The organism is Terribacillus saccharophilus (assembly GCF_046592595.1).
In the GTDB taxonomy this organism is placed as follows: domain Bacteria; phylum Bacillota; class Bacilli; order Bacillales; family Amphibacillaceae; genus Terribacillus; species Terribacillus saccharophilus_C.
The window spans coordinates 1-18985 of the sequence record NZ_JAWVPF010000005.1 but is presented as its reverse complement, the minus strand read 5'-3'; the positions used below and the strand labels follow the sequence as shown (position 1 = coordinate 18985).

The window sequence follows — 18985 nt, the reverse complement described above, 5'->3', positions numbered from 1 at the left end:
GTGAGACTTTTTTTATATAAAGGAGTAATAAGAAATTGACAACATTTAGTTCATTAGGTATTTCGGAACCAATTTTAAAAGCATTAAATAAAATGGGATTTGAAGAAGCTACACCGATCCAAGCTGAAACAATTCCATTCGCCCTAGAAGGTAAAGACGTACTAGGTCAAGCGCAGACTGGTACTGGTAAAACTGCTGCCTTCGGTATCCCGATGATCAACAAGATCGATCGCTCTAAACGCCAGATCCAAGGTTTGGTTATTGCCCCGACTCGCGAGCTTGCTATCCAGGTAGGGGAAGAGCTTCACCGTCTTGGTCAATTCAAAGGAATCCGTACACTTCCAGTATACGGCGGTCAGCATATGGACCGTCAGATCCGTTCATTAAAAGAAGGCCCGCATATCGTTGTAGCGACTCCAGGCCGCCTGCTTGACCATATCCGTCGTAAAACGATCAATATCAGCAATGTACACACTGCTGTATTGGACGAAGCGGATGAAATGCTTAACATGGGCTTCATCGATGATATCCGTGAAATCCTTTCATCTATCCCTGAAGAGCGTCAGACATTGCTATTCAGTGCGACAATGCCAAAGGAAATCCGTGATATCGGTACGAAATTGATGAAAGACCCTACAGAAGTTAAAGTAAAAGCAAAAGAAATGACTGTAACGAATATCGATCAGTCTTACATCGAAGTTCAGGAAAGACAGAAATTCGATACACTTTCCAACTTGCTTGATATCGATGAGCCAACATTGGCTATCATTTTCGGCAGAACGAAAAAACGTGTTGATGAAGTGACAGAAGGCTTGCAGGCTCGCGGTTTCCGCGCAGAAGGTATTCATGGCGATCTTACACAAGGCAAGCGTATGTCCGTGTTGAACAAATTCAAAAATGGCCGAGTAGAAATTTTGGTAGCGACAGACGTTGCTGCACGTGGGCTTGATATCTCTAACGTAACACATGTATATAACTTCGATATCCCGCAGGATCCGGAAAGCTATGTGCACCGTATTGGTCGTACAGGCCGTGCTGGTAAAACTGGACGAGCTGTCTCCTTTATCACGCCAAGAGAGATTTCTCATCTGCACTTGATCGAAAAAACAACGAAGAGCAAGATTGCACGTAAAGATGCTCCGACAAACGATGAAGCTGCACAAGGACAGCAGCAGATCGCTATCGATAAAATGATGCGTACGATCGAAAACAAAGATCTAAAAGCATACAACGAAAAAGCAAACGAACTGATCAACCAGTTTGGCGCTGAAACAGTTGTTGCAGCTGCTCTGAAAATGCTGACTAAAGAGCGTCGTAATACACCGGTTCGTATTACATCCATTGCTCCAATCAGCGTAAAAGGCAACTTCAAGGACAAAAAGAAATATCGCGGCGGTTCCCGTGGCGGTAATGACAGACGCGGAGGCTATGGCCGTAACAGCAACTCACGCGGCCGTAACTACCAAGGTCAAGGTAAACGCAACAGCGGCGGAGGCGGCGGCTACCGCGGCAAACGCAATAACGATAACTAATCTGTAAAAGACACCTGTAAAGGTGTCTTTTTTTATGTGGTATCCCAAGGCTCTTTTTTCTTTCTAAATGAAACAAATTCCTAGTCCAATCGTATGGTAAAACTGGAAAGAGGGTGGAGAGCATGAAGTCGCAGCCACGCAACAGAATTGCAGTCGATGCAAAAAAGGTTTGGCGAATCAATGCCAGCCTGTATATGCTGCTTCCAGTCATTGCAGCAGGGGTGCTGACGTATTTCTGGGATACTTGGTCGATTCCGGATGCTATCATTTATATTGCTTGGTCTGTCATCGCCGCTTGCTTGCTTTTCTTTATCTGGCTGCTTCCTGCACTGCGATGGAGAAGATGGCGTTATGAAGTGTTTGAGCAGGAGATATACATACAAAGCGGTATTTTCATTATCACACAGACAATTGTACCGATGATCCGTGTACAGCATGTCGATACAGAGCAAGGACCAGTATTGAAAAAATTTGGCTTGGCCACGGTCTCTGTATCTACAGCTGCAACGACACACAATATACCAGCACTTGCTTTGGAGGAAGCTTTGGAGCTGCGTGACCGGATCGGAATACTTGCTCGTGTGGAGGAAGAAGATGTCTGAACAAAAAAGGATGCATCCAATCAGTATCGTCCTCCGGATGCTGAAGCTCATTAAAGATGCCATCGTTCCACTTGCCATCGCTTTTATAGCATTATTGCGGGATATGACGAAGATGTTTTGGTGGAGTCCTTTTGCACTTATTGGAGTTATTTTAATAGTGAGCGGTCTGTTTGGATTTTTATATTGGTATCGGTTCACGTATCGAATGGAGGAAGATGAACTTCGAATCGAATCTGGGGTCTTTATAAGGAAAAAACGTTATATATCCCGTCATCGTATCCATTCCGTAAATACAAGTGCCAATATCCTTCACAGACTTTTTGGACTGGTCAAGCTGGAAGTGCAGACAGCAGGCGGCGGAAAAGAGGCTGAGGGAATGATCCCGGCCATCTCGAAGCTGGAAGCTGAGGAGATACAGCAGTTTGTAAAAAGAAAAGAGACTAGTGCTTTGCAGGGAGATACGGAGAATGCTCCGATACGAGAAGAGCGTACCAGCTACCGGCTCAGTTTCCGACGTTTGTTAGCTGCTGCTGCTACTTCAGGCGGGACTGGTGTCATTTTTGGTTTTCTTTTTGCAATAACGCAGCAAGCGGATGAAGTAGTCAATATCAATATTTATTCTTTTGTTTATGATTGGCTTTTACAGCAGAGCTTGCTTTTATCTATTATTTTTGTGATTGGCAGCTTGGCGTTGACGTGGATGGTAGCCATGGTCGGAACCATATTAAAATATTGCTTCTTTGAAATAAGCAAGCAAGGAAATGAGCTTTTTATACGAAGAGGTCTGCTGGAAAAAAGGGAAATGACCATACCGCTGCACCGAGTCCAAGCACTGAAAATAGAAGAAAACATCTTTCGCCAGCCGTTTGGGTTACTTGCAGTGAGCGCAGAAATTGCTGGTGGAGCAGCTGATACAGACAAAAACAGCTTTTCGACTGTCCTGTTCCCGCTGTTGAAAAAATCTGAGCTCGCGGGCTTTCTGGATGAGCTGCTGCCTGAATTTACAGTGCAGCCGAGCTATAGGAAGCCCCCGAAACGGGCGTTGCTCCGTTATCTGTTTCTGCCTTCCATTATCAGCGTCTTAATTACTGGAGTGCTTATTTACTATTTCGGCGGGTACGGACTATTAGCGCTTCCGCTCGTCGTACTGACTATTGTATTCAGTAGCTTAAGCTACCTGGATGCTGGCGTTTCCTGGACGACAGATCTGCTCACAATGCGTTACCGGGAGCTGACACGTGTCACTGTCCACGTGAATCGTAAAAAGGTGCAAGCTTTCTACGGATCACAGCATTACTTCCAATCGAAAAAAAACCTGGGGACATTGAAAATCGCTGTTGCATCAGGCGGAACCATGGGAAGCAGGTTCAAAGTGAAGCATCTTGAGGAACAAGATGCAAAGGACGTCTCCGACTGGTATTCCTTCCGAATGTAAAAAGAACCGCACAACATTTGTGCGGTTCAATTCATATAATCGTAGATGCCGATAAGCACTAAAACAGCGATGATGATCCATAAGACAACCTTCTTGTTGGTGCGTTTTCCATATGGACGTTTTTTCCATCTGTCTGTATCAAAGCCTACATCAACATCACGCTGGCGAGGACGTTTGTTTCGATAAATGGAGAAAGGCTTTGCTTTTATAAGGAAGATCGGAGCCAGAACAAACCCTCCAACAGCTCCAGCCAGATGCGCTGTAAGGTTTATATTTGCTGTAAACAAGGACATGATGATACCGACAATGAAGATGATGACAATCAATTGCGCATTTCCGGGATCTATCAAGTGCTTGCGGAAATAAACCATGAACAGATAGATTCCAAACAGTCCATAGATAGCACCCGATGCCCCTATATGACTGACAAAACTGTAAGGATCCAGTACATACGTAACAGCGTTTCCAATAATACCCGTCAGCAAGTAAAATAGGATGAACTTCCGTTTCCCCAGCATTTGCTCGAGTGCGGGTCCGAATATTACCAGAGAGAAGCAATTGAATAAAACATGTGAGATGCTCCCGGGTGCGTGCAGGAAAATGGGTGTGACCAGCCGCCAGTATTCTCCGGCTGAGATGAAGAGATTCACACCTGCTCCTAATTGATAGAGGCTGCTCCCGTATTCGGTCGGGAAAAGTCCAGTTATGATCCAAAGCAGCAGATTGACTGCTACGATTAAGCTGATGACAGGATAAGCATATAAATACTCTTTAAAACTTTCATTTCTGCGGAACAATCCAATCCCTCCTTCATACCTTCTTTTAGCTATCAGCATAGCGTAAACCAATGCAAATTGCTTGTCATAACATCTTATAACTTTCCCCCCTGCTTTTATACATATAGGGTACAATACTCGGTAGAGAATTAAGAAGGATGGTGGGTTGTACTATCATGATTAAGGGTATCGGTTTAGATATTACCGAATTGACAAGAATTGAAAAAGCGATCGTGCATAGTGAGCGAATCCTGGGCAGGATCCTGACAAAATCAGAACAAACGCATTATCATTCACTATCATCCGATAAAAGGAAAGTGGAGTTTGCTGCCGGGCGTTTTGCTGCAAAGGAAGCCTACGCAAAAGCAAGAGGAACCGGTTTGGGGAAATTAGGTTTTCATGATATCGAAATTATGCCGAATGAAGCAGGTGCTCCAGTACTGTCAGCTAACGATCAGGCTGAGGGAGAGCAGGTTTTCTTATCGATTACCCATTCGGATGCGTACGCTGCTGCGCAAGTGATTATCACACAGAATAAATAGACTTGTTTGCATATAATTTGAGCCTGTCTCATAAATTGTAGTGCGGGTAGGAGGGAACAGCGTGTATATTGTCACCGCAAAGGAAATGTACGAAGTGGATCGTTATGCAATGGAGGAAATAGGAATCAGCGGCAGCATTTTAATGGAATCCGCTGGACGAGCCATTGCAGAACGGATGAAACCGCTGATCGGAACCACGGACCGAATACTAGTCCTCTGTGGCTCTGGCAATAATGGCGGCGATGGATATGTAGTAGCCAGGACGCTTCTGAATGAAGGATATGATGTGGCTGCTGTCCAAGTTGGGCGCAACTTGACAGCTGATGCAGCAATGCATCAGCAAGTTTACGACCGGCTTGGCGGTGAAGTGATGGATGTGGAAGCAGACGCTTTCCAGCCAGCATTGGCTAAAGCGGATATCGTTGTGGATGCGATGCTGGGCTTAGGTGTTCGCGGAAAGCTGCGCAGTCCCTACACGGAGACTGTAAAGGCTGTCAATGACAGCAATGCGCTTGTTTTTAGCATTGATTTGCCTTCCGGTGTGCCGGCAGATGATGCCGCAGAATTTGAGGGAGCAATTCAAGCTGACTACACCTTCATCATCGAAGCGCCGAAACCAAGCGCCTTCATCCAGAAGACAGCACCTTCCTACGGAAAATGGGATACTGTATCCATTGGCCTGCCAGCTGCCTATTTAGGCAGACAAGCCGGTGCCCGAACATGGACGGAACAGGACGTGAAGCGGTCATTCCCGATCCGTCAGCCTTTTTCTCATAAAGGGACAAATGGCAAAGGATTCCTCATCGGGGGAGGAATCGAAATGCCGGGATCAGTTACGATGTCCAGCATGGCAGCTCTCAGGGCAGGAGCAGGTCTTCTTACTGTTGGCACCTTGCGCCAGGTCATTCCATCTGTATTGTCTCACTTGGCAGAAGCGACATTCACTTCTTTGCCTGAGGAGAATGGCGTTATAGTCGATACGGAAGACCTGGATGTAAGTGCTTATGATGCGATTGTCGTTGGCATGGGAATGGGGAGAGGCGAAGCAACTGCAGCCTTGACGAAGCGGGTGCTGGAAGAAGCTGAAGTTCCTGTCCTTTTAGATGCCGATGGTCTCTATCACATCAAATCCGACCTGGATATCCTTCGGAACAGACAAGCTCCGACAGTTTTGACACCGCATCCTGGAGAAATGGCCATGCTATTGGATATGAAAGTGCCAGAACTGTTGGAACGACCATTCGAGCTCGCACGGAAATTTGCAATTGTGCACCAGGTTCATCTCGTGCTGAAAGGGGCATACACGATCATTACCGCTCCTGATGGCAGCCAGATTGTCAATACGACTGGCAATCCGGGTTTAGGCAAGGGCGGGAGTGGAGATGTACTTTCCGGTATTCTTCTGTCAATGCTCATGCAGCACGAAGATCCGATGGATGCAATTGCAAACGGAGTTTACGTCCATGGGAAAGCAGCCGATGTATTGGTCGACGAAACACATTCACAGCAGGATCTGCTGGCAACTGATCTTATGAGAGGGCTGGCCAAGGTCTTTCGTAACATTTCCGTTTGACGGAGACATGTTCTCTTTGTTCGCTTTATAGCTGACAAAGGAGTGTGACCATGAAAAAATTTGCTGGTTTGATTGTCTTTGCTGCCTTTTTATTCTTATTAGCCGGCTGCAGCGAGGCCTCTCAGGAAGATGTAGTAAAGAAGCTGGAAGAGACATCAGCTGAGCTGCAAGGCTACAAGGCCGAAGCCACTATGAAGCTGAACACAGGAGAAGAACAGCAAGCCTACGGAATTGATGTGTGGTACCAGAAAGACGATCATTACCGGGTTTTATTGAAAAATGACACAGATGAGCAGGGCAGTCAGGTGATTCTGCGCAATAAAGATGGCGTATTTGTTCTTACACCTGCTTTGAAGAAAAGCTTCAAATTCCAAAGCGAATGGCCTTATAACAGCAGTCAGCCTTATTTGTTCCAATCGCTTGTGCAGGATGTTTTGAAGGATAATAATGCCACTTTCGAATCAACAGAAGAGCATTATGTATTCCAAACGAAAACAACATATCAGAATAATACAACGCTGCCTTATCAGGAAATCTATTTCAACAAGAAAACATATACACCTGAGCTGGTAAAAGTATTGGATAAAGATAAAAAGCCAATGGTTGAAGTAGCCTTTTCCGCATTCAAGCTTGATCCGAAGTTTGGAGAAAAGGATTTTGAATTAGAGAACAATATGACAGGATCATTATCCGGTGTACCAGCTTCTGCAGCACCGAATGAACAACAGGGGTTGACTGTTTTGTATCCAACCGAGACAGCAGGGGCAGCTCTTGCTGAAGAGAAAGAAGTCAGTGCCGATGGGACGGAACGGGTTATCCTGACATATGAAGGAGAAAAGAGCTTTACATTGATCCAGGAGAAAGCGGATGTGTCAGAGGCTGCAGCTGCTGCGGCGATACCGGCTAGCGGAGAACCAATCAGTCTTGGTTTCACGGTAGGAGCCATTACCTCTTCCACCCTGACATGGACAAACAATGGAGTCGATTATATGCTGGCCAGTGAGGAATTGACACGGGAAGAAATCCAGGAAGTAGCTGCCTCTATCAATGGACAGGCAATGAAATGAGGAACAGAAGCAGACGAACCGAGTCTGCTTTTTTGTTTTCCTGTTATAATAGACGGAGGTAAAAATTGTAGGAGATGAATACATATGAGGGTCGACCATTTTTATCGGGATTCTTGGGTGGAAATAAATCTCGATCATGTTGAATATAATATAAAGCAACTGGCAGCGCATATCGGGGAAGACAAAGGAATCTATGCGGTTGTCAAAGCGAATGCATACGGACATGGATATGCCCAAGTCGCGCAGGCTGCATTGGACGCTGGAGCATCAGCACTGGCGGTTGCTTTTCTGGATGAGGCGCTTCATTTGCGCAAAGCAGGTATACAGGCAGCGATCCTTGTGCTCGGGGCAACACGTGCTCAAGATGCAGCAATCGCTGCAGATCATGATATATCGCTCACTTTCTTCCGCAAGGATTGGCTGGAGGAAGTGAGTGCCCAGCAATTCCGCAAGCCGCTGCAGCTGCATATGAAGCTTGATACGGGGATGGGAAGACTAGGTTTTCGGACAGTGGACGAAATTCGTTCTGTATTGCCATTACTTGACGCTCCCTCTCTAATTCTGGAAGGTGTCTATACACATTTCGCAACAGCAGACGAAGCTGATTTAACATATTTCGAAGGACAGCGAAGCAAATTCGATGAGCTGTTCAAATCTCTGCGTGAGGAATGGCAGCATCCAGTGATTGTCCACACAGACAATAGTGCAGCCAGTATGCGTTTTGCAGCGGATGAGTCGGATTTTGTCCGTTTCGGCATCGGCATGTATGGACTTTATCCGTCAAAGACTGTCAAAGAAGAGCATCCGATAGCATTGCGTCAAGCGTTTTCCCTGCACAGCAAACTTGTACACGTAAAACAGCTTGAAGCGCATGAAGCGGTGAGTTACGGCGCAACCTATGAAACAGAAAAACCCGAGTGGATCGGCACACTGCCAATCGGTTATGCAGATGGATGGATCCGCAAGATGCAAGGGTTCGAGGTGCTTGTGGATGGTAGGAAACTTCCGATTGTAGGCAGGGTCTGCATGGATCAATGCATGGTGAAGCTGGATAAAGCATATCCAATTGGTACGGAAGTTGTTCTCATCGGTTCGCAGAAGGAAGCTTTTATCAGTATGGATGAAGTGGCAGACTGGGTTGACACCATCAATTATGAGATCCCTTGCCTTATCGGTGCACGAATGCCGCGCGTCTATACACGCTCCGGTGAGATTGTCGAAGCTGCCAACTCGCTTTCTCCTGGCGAAAGCTTGTAATTTTCGGCAGAAAGTCGCCTTTCTCCTAAGCTTTTTGTTTGAAAAAGGCTTTTTTTATCAAAAAGTTCCGGATGGTCCTTTGCAAACATAAGGTTCGGGTGGTATGATGAAAGTGGATTTTTACAGAAACGACCCGAGCGAATTGGTGGAGGTGTATGGTTGTGTCCGAAGGCTTACAAGAAATCGTTGTAAAGCTGCCTAAGAAACTCCTGAATGAGGTGGATGGTTTGATGCAGAATAATAACAATAGTCTCGATCATTTCTTCTATCAAGCGGCTAAGTCATACGTGCAGGAAAGAAAGAATATCCGTGAGACCATGCAAAAGGGGTACATGGAAATGGCACGTATCAATCTAAATATCGCTTCAGAAGCTTTCCAAGCTGAAGAGGAGGCAGAAGTTACGTTAGAGCGCCTTGTAAGCGGGGTGTAGGCCCTTGATCGTAAAAAGAGGCGAAGTCTATTTCGCCGACCTGTCCCCGGTAGTGGGATCAGAACAGGGGGGCGTGCGCCCGGTATTGGTCCTGCAGAATGATATCGGAAACCGATTCAGTCCGACCGTCATCATAGCAGCGATAACGGCACAGATCCAAAAAGCAAAGCTGCCGACCCACGTGGAGATCGATGCCAAGAAGTATGGCTTTGAACGGGATTCCGTCATTCTTCTGGAACAGATCCGAACAATCGACAAGCAGCGGCTGACAGATAAAATTACACAGCTTGACCCTCCAATGATGGAGAATATAAATCGAGCACTTGAAATAAGCCTGGGCCTTACAGAGTTCTAGGTACAGATAGTCCTTGCGTTTTAAACGTAGGGGCTTTTTATTTTGATTTCAGTCCTGCGGGAATTTGGTATATACTAAGAAGAAGTCGCCATATTGGAAAGGCAGGCGTATTGGTGTTAGATTAATAGTAGATAAAAGTGACCTTGAACATATGACTGCAGCAAATTCAGCCTTTGACAAGGTGAACGTTACAATACGGGGGTTTCATGATGGCAAAAAATCTGAAGGAGATACTGGTTGGAAATAGTAACGATTTGGTTCATATGTGGCTTGAGGAAGTCGCAGAGAAGCAGAAGGAAGTGTCAAATTCCGCTATTTCACAGGATCTTTTCGAAAACACCAATCGGGAATTCGTCAATATCATTTTCGGCAGTGTCGAAAAGGAGAGTTTGACTTCTGATTTGGATCGCTTCACAGAACGCGTAATTAACTTAGGTTGGCCGCTCAGCTATCTGACGGATGGTCTGCAGCTTTTTAAACGTGTCGCAATTGAGTTTCTGATCGAACATGAAGAATTGGATGTATCTGTACCAAAGGTTCTGCGGCATGTGGACGAGCTTGTCAATCCAATAATCAACCAGCTTGTGAATGAGTATTCCGGCAGCTGGGAAAATACGGTTTCACTTCAGCGTGTCGCACTGCAGGAGCTATCTGCACCGTTGATTCCTGTTATGGAAAATATTACGGTTATGCCGCTGATTGGAACCATTGACACCGAGCGTGCCAAATTCATCATGGAGAACTTACTTGATGGGGTAATCAAACACCATGCGGAGGTCGTGCTGATCGATATTACCGGGGTGCCAGTCGTGGATACGATGGTCGCACATCATATTATACAGGCAGCTGAAGCAGTGAGGTTGATCGGTTCTACCTGTATCCTCGTCGGTATCAGACCAGAGATAGCCCAGACAATCGTGAATCTGGGGATAGATCTCAGCAAGTTCCCGACAAAAAGCTCTCTGCGAAAAGGATTTACAACTGCTCTTGAAATGACGAATCAAATGATCGTACAAACAAACAGCGAAGAACAGACTATAGAAGAGCTGATCGATTCGCTTGATAGGAGTGAACAATCTTGAGAATTCCAATATTGAAGCTGCATAATTACTTGCTGATCAGCATCCAGATTGATCTTGATGATCAGACTGCCATTCAATTCCAGGAAGATCTGCTCAACAAAATTCATCAAAGCGGAGCGACAGGGGTAGTCATCGACTTGACTTCTGTTGATATCATTGACTCCTTCATTGCCAAGGTACTAGGCGATGTAGTAACGATGTCCGACTTGATGGGGGCAAAAGTTGTACTGACCGGCATTCAGCCAGCAGTAGCAGTGACACTTATTGATTTGGGCATTCATTTGAATGAGGTAACCACGGCATTAGATCTTGAACAAGGATTGATCAAATTGCGCCAGGAACTGGAGGAGTGAACATGGACTTCAGAACCTGTGTAAATATACAGAAAGAATGGGACATTGTCGGTGCAAGGCAATTCGGCCGCGACTTTTCGAAGAAGCTTGGCTTCGGGATTGTTGACCAAGCCCGTATAGCTACTGCTATATCCGAACTTGCGCGCAATATCTACCTGTATGCAGGAAGCGGTAAAATCTGCTTCGATGAGGTGGAAAACGTCGGTTCGCGCGGAATTTGCATTGTTGCTATCGATACAGGTCCCGGTATAAAAGATATCAGTCAGGTAATGGAGGATGGTTTCTCCACATCCGGAGGTCTTGGCGCAGGTCTTCCTGGTGTAAAACGCTTGATGGATGAATTCGATATTACGTCAAAGACAGGCGAAGGAACAGAGATTCGCGTCGTTAAATGGGTTCGTTAGAGGAGGGTGATGTCAGGTGGATGCGCTTAAGCTAGATCTGTCTCACTATCGTGAGCTGCTCAAACAATACATCAACACACAAGACGAGTCTGCCTTATACGAGGCAGAGCAGATAAGTAAACGCTCCATCCAGCATAATATCTCGCTGGAGGAGATCATCAACACGCATATCAATGCGCTGGAAGATATCTATCCGGATCTTCCGGAGAACATTCAGCATTCGATGAGCTTCTTGTTGGAAGTAATGATTTCCTACGGTTTGGCGTTACAGGAATTCCAGGATCTTCGCGAAACACAGCTGGAAATCAAATCAGAAATCTCCGTAGCTGCCAGAATGCAGAATACGTTGCTGTCAACAGAGAAGCCGGATGTAGAGGGTTTCGATATTGGAGTCGTGAGTGTACCTGCCAATCAGATGAATGGTGACTATCACCATTTCATTCACCATGAAGATGGAACTGTTGGCATAACGGTGGCTGACGTAATCGGCAAAGGTATCCCGGCAGCATTATGCATGTCGATGATCAAATACGCGATGGAAAGCTTTCCGTCCGAACATAAAAATCCAAGTGAAATATTGGAGAGCCTTAATCGGGTGGTAGAACGGAATGTCGATCCAAGCATGTTCATTACGATGTTTTATGCCCTTTTCAATCCGGCGGCCAGCACCATCTCCTATTCATCAGCCGGACATGAGCCAGGTTTCTATTATCACGCTGCTGACGATACCTTCGAAGAAATTCGGGCAAAAGGTGTCGTTCTTGGTGTGACAGATATGGCGCAGTACCGTCAGTATGAAAGAGAGATCCAAGCAGGCGATATGGTCATCCTGCTTACCGACGGTGTGACAGAGTGCCGTCAAGGCGACCGTTTCATTGAGAGTGAAGAAGTGCTTGAGGTCATCAAGAGCTTCTCCCATCTCTCTGCACAGGAGCTGGTGGAAAATGTGTATAAACATTTCGAGAAACTCCAGGATTTTCACCTGCGGGATGATTTTACATTGATAATTATCAAAAAAGAAGTTTAAAAAAAGGACAAACGGGTATTACATAGGAATGGTAACTAGCCCTTAGGAGGTACATGATGAACTTAACTGTTGACGTACAAGAAAAAGAAGGAAAATCAGTTGTGTTATTAGCTGGTGAAATAGATGCGTATACAGCTCCTAAACTGAAAGAGACACTTTTATCCCTTACTGAGAAAGAGGGCAATAAAGTGGAGGTTGATCTGGAGCAGGTTAATTATATGGACAGTACCGGATTAGGCGTATTCGTTAGCGGGTTGAAATCGACAAAAGAAAACAACAGTGAATTGAAGCTCGTACAGCTGCAGGACCGTGTATACCGTTTGTTCGAGATTACAGGTTTGATCGATGTGATCGATGTTGACAAAACAGTACAAGGTGGCTATTAATTATGGAATCTTTCGATTTTATCGAGATTAAAGTACCGGCTAAACCAGAATACGTTGGTGTGATTCGACTGACAAGCTCAGGTGTTGCGAACCGGATGGGCTTTTCCTATGAGGATATCGAGGATTTGAAGGTTGCAATCTCCGAGGCTGTAACAAACACTGTGAACCATGCTTATGAAAAAGACGAAGATGGCGAAGTTACGATTGGTTTCGGTGTTTATGAAAATCGGCTTGAAGTGATGGTTGCGGATCATGGCGGCAGTTTCAACTTGGATCAAGTGAAACGGAATATTGGACCATATGAGGCTGCAGAACCCATTGAACAGCTGAGGGAGGGCGGTTTTGGTTTATTCCTGATCGACGCGTTGATGGACAAAGTGGAAATCAATAGCGATTCTGGAGTGATCGTCCTCATGACGAAATACCTTCATGAAAATGAGGTGGGACTTGATGACGACCAAATCTCAACCACACAATAACCGTGAGGATGAGGTTTATAAATGGATAGATCATCTGCAAAAGTATCCCACAGATGAAGAAATCCAAGAAAAAATCGTACTCACATACAAAGATCTCGTCACATCCATAGCGAGAAAATATTCCAAGAACAGTTCCATCCATGAAGATTTGGTCCAAGTTGGTATGCTTGGCTTGCTTGCGGCAATCCGCCGTTATAATCCGGAATTCGGCAAGTCCTTTGAATCATTTGCCATCCCGACCATTATCGGAGAAATCAAACGTTTTATAAGGGATAAGACATGGAGTGTCCATGTGCCGCGCCGGATCAAAGAGCTGGGTCCAAAGATCCGTAAAGCAATCGACGAACTGACTACTGACAATCAGAAGTCTCCAACAGTGGCGGAAATTGCTGCTTATCTGGAAGTGTCCGAAGAGGATATTTTAGAGACAATGGAAATGGGCAAAAGCTATAAGGCATTGTCTGTTGACAGAAAGATCGAAGCAGACTCCGATGGCAGTACGGTAGCGATCCTCGATTTGGTAGGTTCGACGGATAATGGCTATGAAGATATCGACCGCAGAATGTTGCTGGAAAAGGTCCTGCCGATTCTTAGTGAGAGGGAGCAGGAAATCCTTCGCTGCACATATTTCGAGAATATGAGCCAAAAAGACACAGGAGAAAGACTCGGTATTTCCCAGATGCATGTATCGCGCTTGCAGCGCAGAGCTTTGCGTAAACTGCGGGAAGCTTTACAAGCCGAAGGTGCAGATGGTTTTGACTGATTCGTATCTCCATATGGATGTGTCGGCGTTCCAGGAGCCAAAGAAAGGCAATTATTATTGCGGAGATAGTTATTTCTACCATGAATCGGAACATGAATTCATCTGTGTCCTGGCCGATGGACTTGGAAGCGGGGAGTTTGCAAAAGAGTCATCACAGGTAGTGGTAGATGTTATTCGTGATCATGTGCACAGCGGAATCGATGAATTGATCAGGAGATCAAATGAAGTGCTAGTCGGGAAACGCGGAGTCGTCCTCGGTATTCTGAAGGTTGATTACCGGACAAACACCTATTCCTTCACTAGCATCGGAAACATCGGTATCATGACGATTACGAGTGGTAAAAGGGAACGATGTATCCCAAGCCAAGGTTTTTTGGCTGGATATCCCCGGAAATATAAGATTTCTCGAGGAATCTTACAGGATGACATGATCTTCGTCATGTTTTCTGATGGAGTTTCCGATAATGAGCTTACGCAGGACCTTTTCAACGAAAAGGACGTACGTAAGATAAGGGATATGTTCGCCCTTTCCAAACAAAAGCCGCACAAAGATGATATTACATTGATTGCTATGAAATACACGGAATAGGATCGGTACCTTGAATAGGTACTGATCCTTTTTTTATCTGTCCGCAATTCTGCTACAATGGACATAGAAGCAGTCAGGAGGAGCAAAATTGGAAGCAACTATTCAAGACAGACTCATCCAATGGGTCGAAAAAGAAACATCCATCAAGCAATCATCTATCATACAGGTCATCAATCTGCTGGAAGAAGGCAATACAGTACCGTTCATTGCACGTTACCGCAAAGAGCAGACTGGTGCCCTTGATGAAGTGGAAATCAAAGCGATCCAAGATAAATGGGACTATGCACAGCAGCTCCATCAGCGGAAGACAGAAGTAATCCGTTTGATAGAAGAGCAAGGCAAACTGACAGAAGAACTAAAGCGTGATATTCTCGCAGCCATGCAGCTGCAGCGTATTGAGGATCTGTATCGCCCATACAAGCAAAAGCGTCGCACCAAAGCTACGATTGCAAAAGAAAAAGGGCTGGAACCTTTCGCAAAAGGATTGTATGAGCAGACAATCCAGCACCTTGAAAAAGAAGCCAAAGCTTATTTGGATCCTGAGAAGGAATTGCATACAGTAGAGGAAGTGCTGCAAGGTGCAAGTGATATAGTGGCCGAATGGATAAGCGAGCAAGCCGCTTTCCGGGATTACATTCGGGAAAAGACAGAAAAGCAAGGTGTTCTGTTAACAAAAGTGAAGAAGGCAGAAGACGACGAAAAAGGCGTTTACGAAATGTACTATGCATATCAGGAACCGATACGCCAAATGGCTTCCCACCGGACATTAGCTGTCAACCGCGGTGAAAAGGAAGGCGTACTGCGGGTAACTGTAGAACCCCCAGCAGATGTCATTCTAGCTTATCTGAAACGGAAAGTTATCAAGCATAAGACCGCTCCTGATGTAGCTGCTGCTTTGCAAGCAGTTATTGAGGACAGCTATAAGCGCCTTATCCAGCCATCAGTTGAACGGGAAATTCGTTCCATGCTGTCTGAGAAAGCAGAGGAGCAGGCAATCAAAATTTTCTCCGAGAACTTGAAAAACCTTCTTCTTCAGCCTCCATTGAAAGGGCGAGTTGTTCTAGGGGTGGATCCAGCTTTCCGCACAGGCTGTAAGCTGGCAGTGATAGATGAAACCGGGAAATTGCTCGAAAAAAACGTCATCTACCCTACTGCGCCGCGTCATGATGTCAAAGGAGCTAGTAAAGTTGTAGAGACATTATTGAATAAGTATGATGTTGAACTGATTGCCATTGGTAACGGAACTGCATCACGGGAAACCGAACAGTTCATTGCAGACGTGATTCGGCAGACGAAAAGCAACGTCGCTTATATAATCGTAAATGAAGCAGGTGCAAGTGTGTATTCTGCATCAGAATTAGCGAGAAAGGAGTTTCCTGAGCTGCAGGTGGAAGAACGCAGTGCTATTTCCATCGGCCGCAGAGTTCAGGATCCATTAGCAGAATTAGTAAAAATCGATCCGAAATCAATCGGTGTAGGTCAATACCAGCATGATGTGGGCCAAAAAAAATTGAATGATTCCTTAGGGTTTGTCGTAGAGACTGCGGTAAACCAAGTAGGTGTCAATGTGAATACAGCTTCTGAATCCTTGCTGCAATATGTATCTGGATTCAGTAAGACAGTGGCAGCAAATGTCGTGAAGCAGCGGAATGAAGTTGGCAAATTCACCTCCCGAAAGCAGCTTAAGTCCATTCCTAGGCTTGGCAGCAAGACATATGAACAGAGTATCGGGTTCCTGCGCGTCCTGGACGGTGAGGAGCCGCTTGATAGGACACCGATCCATCCAGAGAGCTATACTGCCACAAAGCAACTTCTGAAGCGGCTTGGTGCGGATGTAGTGGATATCGGGTCGGCTAAGCTGCAAGAGAAGCTTCAAGGGCTTGATATATCTGAGGTTGCAGCTGAATTAAGTGTTGGTGATCTTACGCTCCGTGATATTGTCCAAGCTCTTAATCAACCAGGAAGAGACCCGCGTGATGATTTTGATCAGCCATTATTAAAGCAAGATGTACTGGCAATGGAAGACCTTAAAGAAGGAATGGAATTACAAGGAACTGTCCGGAATGTTGTTGATTTCGGTGTATTCGTCGACATAGGTGTGAAGCAAGATGGACTTGTCCATATCTCCAAAATGTCCAATAAGTTTGTAAAACATCCCATGGATATTGCATCCGTAGGGGATGTAGTCACTGTTTGGGTAGATAAGGTGGATATTGACAAACAGCGAATTGCACTTACAATGGTGAAGTAATAACAACTTCAACTGCGAAAAAGCCCCTCTTCCCTTGTGGGACAGGGGCTTTAGCCGCCGTTGGAATGCTGTTTCTGCTTGTAGAAGAACCAGCATTGATTCAACACCCTCAATTGGTTTACGTTTTTTGTGAGAAAAGCTTGTGATAGTTGATTCTTCAACCAATTAGGCATTCTTTTACCTCCTGCAGTCCATGGATGTCGGGAAAAATGAATGTCTGCAGCATCATATGCAAGATAGAAACTGGAGGTGCCTGGTAATGAAACAAATAACAATGTATAATCTGCAGCAAATCGTCGAAGAGATTTCCATTACATGGTTCAATAGGCCATTTGTCGATACAGCGAGATATAACAATCGTCTGCGAACAACTGGAGGCAGGTATCTGCCGGGTAAACGTATCATTGAGATCAACCCGAAATATTTGCTGGAGCTTGGGCAGGAAGAAACAATAGGAATCATTAAACATGAACTATGTCATTACCATCTTCATATAGAAGGGAAAGGGTATGGCCATCGTGATCCGGAATTCCGGGAACTGCTTCGGCAAACGGAATCACCACGCTTTTGCAATATGCTTCCGTCTGTAAAAGAGAATAAGCTGCTGTATTATAAATGCACGGAATGCGGACATGTGTATAGACGAAGGAAGGCGGTGAATACACGTAAATATGGATGCGGTAAATGCAGAGGTAAGCTGAAAAAGCTAGGGAGTACAGGGTTAGCAGAGCAATAAAACAAGAAAAACCAAAAACTTTCAAGAAAAGTGTTGACGTGTTCCTCAATCCATGATAAATTTATTAAGCCGTCGACGAACGGTACGAAAAAAAATCACGAAAGTGGTTGACACATAGCGAAAGATGTTGTAAGATACATAAGGTCGCTAACAAGTGTTACACAATATTCCACAGTAGCTCAGTGGTAGAGCTATCGGCTGTTAACCGATCGGTCGCAGGTTCGAATCCTGCCTGTGGAGCCAATGGAGAAGTACTCAAGTGGCTGAAGAGGCGCCCCTGCTAAGGGTGTAGGTCGTGTAAGCGGCGCGAGGGTTCAAATCCCTCCTTCTCCGCCATCTCAAATGGCCCGTTGGTCAAGCGGTTAAGACACCGCCCTTTCACGGCGGTAACACGGGTTCGAATCCCGTACGGGTCATCGTTTTTCATAACGAGTCTTTAAAGGCTCGGTCCGGTAGTTCAGTTGGTTAGAATGCCTGCCTGTCACGCAGGAGGTCGCGGGTTCGAGTCCCGTCCGGACCGCCATTTATTGGGCTATAGCCAAGCGGTAAGGCAACGGGTTTTGGTCCCGTGATCGTTGGTTCGAATCCAGCTAGCCCAGCTTACTTTTTTGTTGTGAGCCATTAGCTCAGTTGGTAGAGCATCTGACTTTTAATCAGAGGGTCGAAGGTTCGAGTCCTTCATGGCTCATCTGTTTAAAGTAGAGGATGATCTTATAGATCTGCCGATGCTGTGAAACACAGACAGCATTTTTCTTTTGACTTTAAGCGGTCGTGGCGGAATGGCAGACGCGCTAGGTTGAGGGCCTAGTGGGTGAATAACCCGTGGAGGTTCAAGTCCTCTCGGCCGCACCAAAAAAAAGTGTTGACAAGTTATGAGTTAAATGATACAATATAAAAGTTGTTCTTAATAAGCGCCCGTAGCTCAATTGGATAGAGCGTTTGACTACGGATCAAAAGGTTAGGGGTTCGACTCCTCTCGGGCGCGCCATTTATTTTCTTCGGGAAGTAGCTCAGCTTGGTAGAGCACTTGGTTTGGGACCAAGGGGTCGCAGGTTCAAATCCTGTCTTCCCGACCAGTAGTTCCATCCAACCGAAATAAACATTTAAATATGCGGGTGTAGTTTAGTGGTAAAACCTCAGCCTTCCAAGCTGATGTCGAGGGTTCGATTCCCTTCACCCGCTCCATTATTACAAAATGTGATATGGGCCTATAGCTCAGCTGGTTAGAGCGCACGCCTGATAAGCGTGAGGTCGGTGGTTCGAGTCCACTTAGGCCCACCATTATTGATCTTTGAAAACTGAACAAAACAACCAATTACGAATTAAACGACAAGATCGCAAGATC

21 protein-coding genes and 11 tRNA genes are annotated in these 18985 nt (G+C 45.5%); 30 read left to right on the top strand and 2 right to left on the bottom strand.

All coding sequences use genetic code 11. From position 1 onward, the window contains the following. The first annotated feature begins 35 nt into the window (after nucleotides 1-35). From cshA to SFC25_RS09310, 3 genes are all read left to right on the top strand, one after another. Nucleotides 36-1532, top strand: a complete 1497-nt coding sequence (gene cshA / locus SFC25_RS09320; protein ID WP_411215005.1) for a degradosome RNA helicase CshA — start codon at nucleotides 36-38, stop codon at nucleotides 1530-1532. A 122-nt stretch (nucleotides 1533-1654) separates the two neighbouring features. Beyond that, nucleotides 1655-2134 carry a PH domain-containing protein gene (locus SFC25_RS09315; protein ID WP_411215004.1) on the top strand — a complete coding sequence of 160 codons (480 nt, stop codon included), beginning with the start codon at nucleotides 1655-1657 and terminating at the stop codon, nucleotides 2132-2134. Beyond that, on the top strand, nucleotides 2127-3569 hold the full coding sequence (locus tag SFC25_RS09310; protein WP_411215003.1) for a PH domain-containing protein: 1443 nt from the start codon (nucleotides 2127-2129) through the stop codon (nucleotides 3567-3569). Before SFC25_RS09315 ends, SFC25_RS09310 begins: the two co-directional genes overlap by 8 nt. Nucleotides 3570-3595: 26 nt before the next feature. On the opposite strand, the gene SFC25_RS09305 is transcribed toward SFC25_RS09310, so the two are convergent. Next, the gene (locus SFC25_RS09305) at nucleotides 3596-4366 is read right to left on the bottom strand and encodes a rhomboid family intramembrane serine protease (protein ID WP_411215002.1); all 771 of its coding nucleotides are present in this window, start codon (nucleotides 4364-4366) and stop codon (nucleotides 3596-3598) included. A 155-nt stretch (nucleotides 4367-4521) separates the two neighbouring features. Here SFC25_RS09305 and acpS point away from each other — a divergent pair, with 155 nt between their 5' ends. The 15 genes from acpS (at nucleotide 4522) to SFC25_RS09230 (ending at nucleotide 16904) form a co-directional block, all read left to right on the top strand. After that, nucleotides 4522-4887 (top strand): holo-ACP synthase, encoded by a 366-nt coding sequence (acpS, locus tag SFC25_RS09300; protein ID WP_411215001.1) that lies wholly within the window; start codon nucleotides 4522-4524, stop codon nucleotides 4885-4887. Nucleotides 4888-4948: 61 nt separating this feature from the next. Then, nucleotides 4949-6460 carry an NAD(P)H-hydrate dehydratase gene (locus tag SFC25_RS09295; protein WP_411215000.1) on the top strand — a complete coding sequence of 504 codons (1512 nt, stop codon included), beginning with the start codon at nucleotides 4949-4951 and terminating at the stop codon, nucleotides 6458-6460. Nucleotides 6461-6510: 50 nt separating this feature from the next. Continuing rightward, nucleotides 6511-7527 carry a LolA family protein gene (locus SFC25_RS09290; RefSeq protein WP_411214999.1) on the top strand — a complete coding sequence of 339 codons (1017 nt, stop codon included), beginning with the start codon at nucleotides 6511-6513 and terminating at the stop codon, nucleotides 7525-7527. 84 nt (nucleotides 7528-7611) lie between these two features. After that, complete coding sequence (gene alr, locus SFC25_RS09285) at nucleotides 7612-8784, top strand: alanine racemase (RefSeq protein ID WP_411214998.1); 1173 nt, start codon at nucleotides 7612-7614, stop codon at nucleotides 8782-8784. A 155-nt stretch (nucleotides 8785-8939) separates the two neighbouring features. Then, on the top strand, nucleotides 8940-9215 hold the full coding sequence (locus tag SFC25_RS09280; protein ID WP_038558136.1) for a hypothetical protein: 276 nt from the start codon (nucleotides 8940-8942) through the stop codon (nucleotides 9213-9215). 4 nt (nucleotides 9216-9219) lie between these two features. Continuing rightward, entirely contained in the window at nucleotides 9220-9570 is a 351-nt protein-coding gene (locus SFC25_RS09275; RefSeq protein ID WP_038558138.1) for a type II toxin-antitoxin system PemK/MazF family toxin, read from the top strand. Between the two features lie 209 nt (nucleotides 9571-9779). After that, nucleotides 9780-10652, top strand: coding sequence for an RsbT co-antagonist protein RsbRA (locus tag SFC25_RS09270; RefSeq protein ID WP_411215314.1), 873 nt, complete (start codon nucleotides 9780-9782; stop codon nucleotides 10650-10652). After that, nucleotides 10649-11005 carry an STAS domain-containing protein gene (locus SFC25_RS09265; protein ID WP_038558142.1) on the top strand — a complete coding sequence of 119 codons (357 nt, stop codon included), beginning with the start codon at nucleotides 10649-10651 and terminating at the stop codon, nucleotides 11003-11005. The genes SFC25_RS09270 and SFC25_RS09265 overlap by 4 nt, the downstream gene beginning before the upstream one ends. 2 nt (nucleotides 11006-11007) lie before the next feature. After that, on the top strand, nucleotides 11008-11409 hold the full coding sequence (locus SFC25_RS09260) for an anti-sigma regulatory factor (protein ID WP_038558144.1): 402 nt from the start codon (nucleotides 11008-11010) through the stop codon (nucleotides 11407-11409). Nucleotides 11410-11425: 16 nt separating this feature from the next. Further along, nucleotides 11426-12436, top strand: a complete 1011-nt coding sequence (locus SFC25_RS09255) for a PP2C family protein-serine/threonine phosphatase (RefSeq protein ID WP_411214997.1) — start codon at nucleotides 11426-11428, stop codon at nucleotides 12434-12436. A gap of 56 nt (nucleotides 12437-12492) precedes the next feature. Then, nucleotides 12493-12822 (top strand): anti-sigma factor antagonist, encoded by a 330-nt coding sequence (locus tag SFC25_RS09250; RefSeq protein ID WP_411215313.1) that lies wholly within the window; start codon nucleotides 12493-12495, stop codon nucleotides 12820-12822. A 2-nt stretch (nucleotides 12823-12824) separates the two neighbouring features. After that, the gene (rsbW, locus tag SFC25_RS09245; RefSeq protein ID WP_411214996.1) at nucleotides 12825-13301 is read left to right on the top strand and encodes an anti-sigma B factor RsbW; all 477 of its coding nucleotides are present in this window, start codon (nucleotides 12825-12827) and stop codon (nucleotides 13299-13301) included. Next, nucleotides 13273-14064, top strand: a complete 792-nt coding sequence (gene sigB, locus SFC25_RS09240; protein WP_411214995.1) for an RNA polymerase sigma factor SigB — start codon at nucleotides 13273-13275, stop codon at nucleotides 14062-14064. The genes rsbW and sigB overlap by 29 nt, the downstream gene beginning before the upstream one ends. Next, nucleotides 14057-14653 carry a SpoIIE family protein phosphatase gene (locus tag SFC25_RS09235; protein WP_411214994.1) on the top strand — a complete coding sequence of 199 codons (597 nt, stop codon included), beginning with the start codon at nucleotides 14057-14059 and terminating at the stop codon, nucleotides 14651-14653. Before sigB ends, SFC25_RS09235 begins: the two co-directional genes overlap by 8 nt. An 88-nt stretch (nucleotides 14654-14741) precedes the next feature. Further along, on the top strand, nucleotides 14742-16904 hold the full coding sequence (locus tag SFC25_RS09230) for a Tex family protein (RefSeq protein ID WP_411214993.1): 2163 nt from the start codon (nucleotides 14742-14744) through the stop codon (nucleotides 16902-16904). Nucleotides 16905-16954: 50 nt separating this feature from the next. Here SFC25_RS09230 and cmpA read toward each other — a convergent pair whose 3' ends face one another. Further along, on the bottom strand, nucleotides 16955-17077 hold the full coding sequence (gene cmpA, locus SFC25_RS09225; protein WP_411214992.1) for a cortex morphogenetic protein CmpA: 123 nt from the start codon (nucleotides 17075-17077) through the stop codon (nucleotides 16955-16957). Between the two features lie 86 nt (nucleotides 17078-17163). Here cmpA and SFC25_RS09220 point away from each other — a divergent pair, with 86 nt between their 5' ends. The 12 genes from SFC25_RS09220 to SFC25_RS09165 all read left to right on the top strand — a co-directional run bounded on the left by SFC25_RS09220 (nucleotide 17164) and on the right by SFC25_RS09165 (nucleotide 18921). Next, nucleotides 17164-17640: a SprT family protein gene (locus SFC25_RS09220; protein WP_411214991.1), complete on the top strand. Its 477-nt coding sequence runs from the start codon at nucleotides 17164-17166 to the stop codon at nucleotides 17638-17640. Nucleotides 17641-17808: 168 nt separating this feature from the next. Further along, nucleotides 17809-17883: transfer RNA gene (locus SFC25_RS09215), tRNA-Asn, on the top strand. A 2-nt stretch (nucleotides 17884-17885) separates the two neighbouring features. Continuing rightward, nucleotides 17886-17976, top strand: a tRNA-Ser gene (locus tag SFC25_RS09210). 8 nt (nucleotides 17977-17984) lie between these two features. Beyond that, a tRNA-Glu gene (locus SFC25_RS09205) sits at nucleotides 17985-18056 on the top strand. 30 nt (nucleotides 18057-18086) lie between these two features. Beyond that, nucleotides 18087-18163: transfer RNA gene (locus SFC25_RS09200), tRNA-Asp, on the top strand. A 5-nt stretch (nucleotides 18164-18168) separates the two neighbouring features. Next, nucleotides 18169-18239 (top strand) — tRNA-Gln (locus SFC25_RS09195). 16 nt (nucleotides 18240-18255) lie between these two features. Continuing rightward, nucleotides 18256-18328 (top strand) — tRNA-Lys (locus SFC25_RS09190). Between the two features lie 77 nt (nucleotides 18329-18405). After that, nucleotides 18406-18492 (top strand) — tRNA-Leu (locus SFC25_RS09185). A 59-nt stretch (nucleotides 18493-18551) separates the two neighbouring features. After that, nucleotides 18552-18628 (top strand) — tRNA-Arg (locus SFC25_RS09180). Between the two features lie 11 nt (nucleotides 18629-18639). Further along, nucleotides 18640-18716 (top strand) — tRNA-Pro (locus SFC25_RS09175). A 35-nt stretch (nucleotides 18717-18751) separates the two neighbouring features. Further along, nucleotides 18752-18825 (top strand) — tRNA-Gly (locus tag SFC25_RS09170). A gap of 19 nt (nucleotides 18826-18844) precedes the next feature. Further along, nucleotides 18845-18921: transfer RNA gene (locus SFC25_RS09165), tRNA-Ile, on the top strand. Nucleotides 18922-18985: the final 64 nt, after the last annotated feature.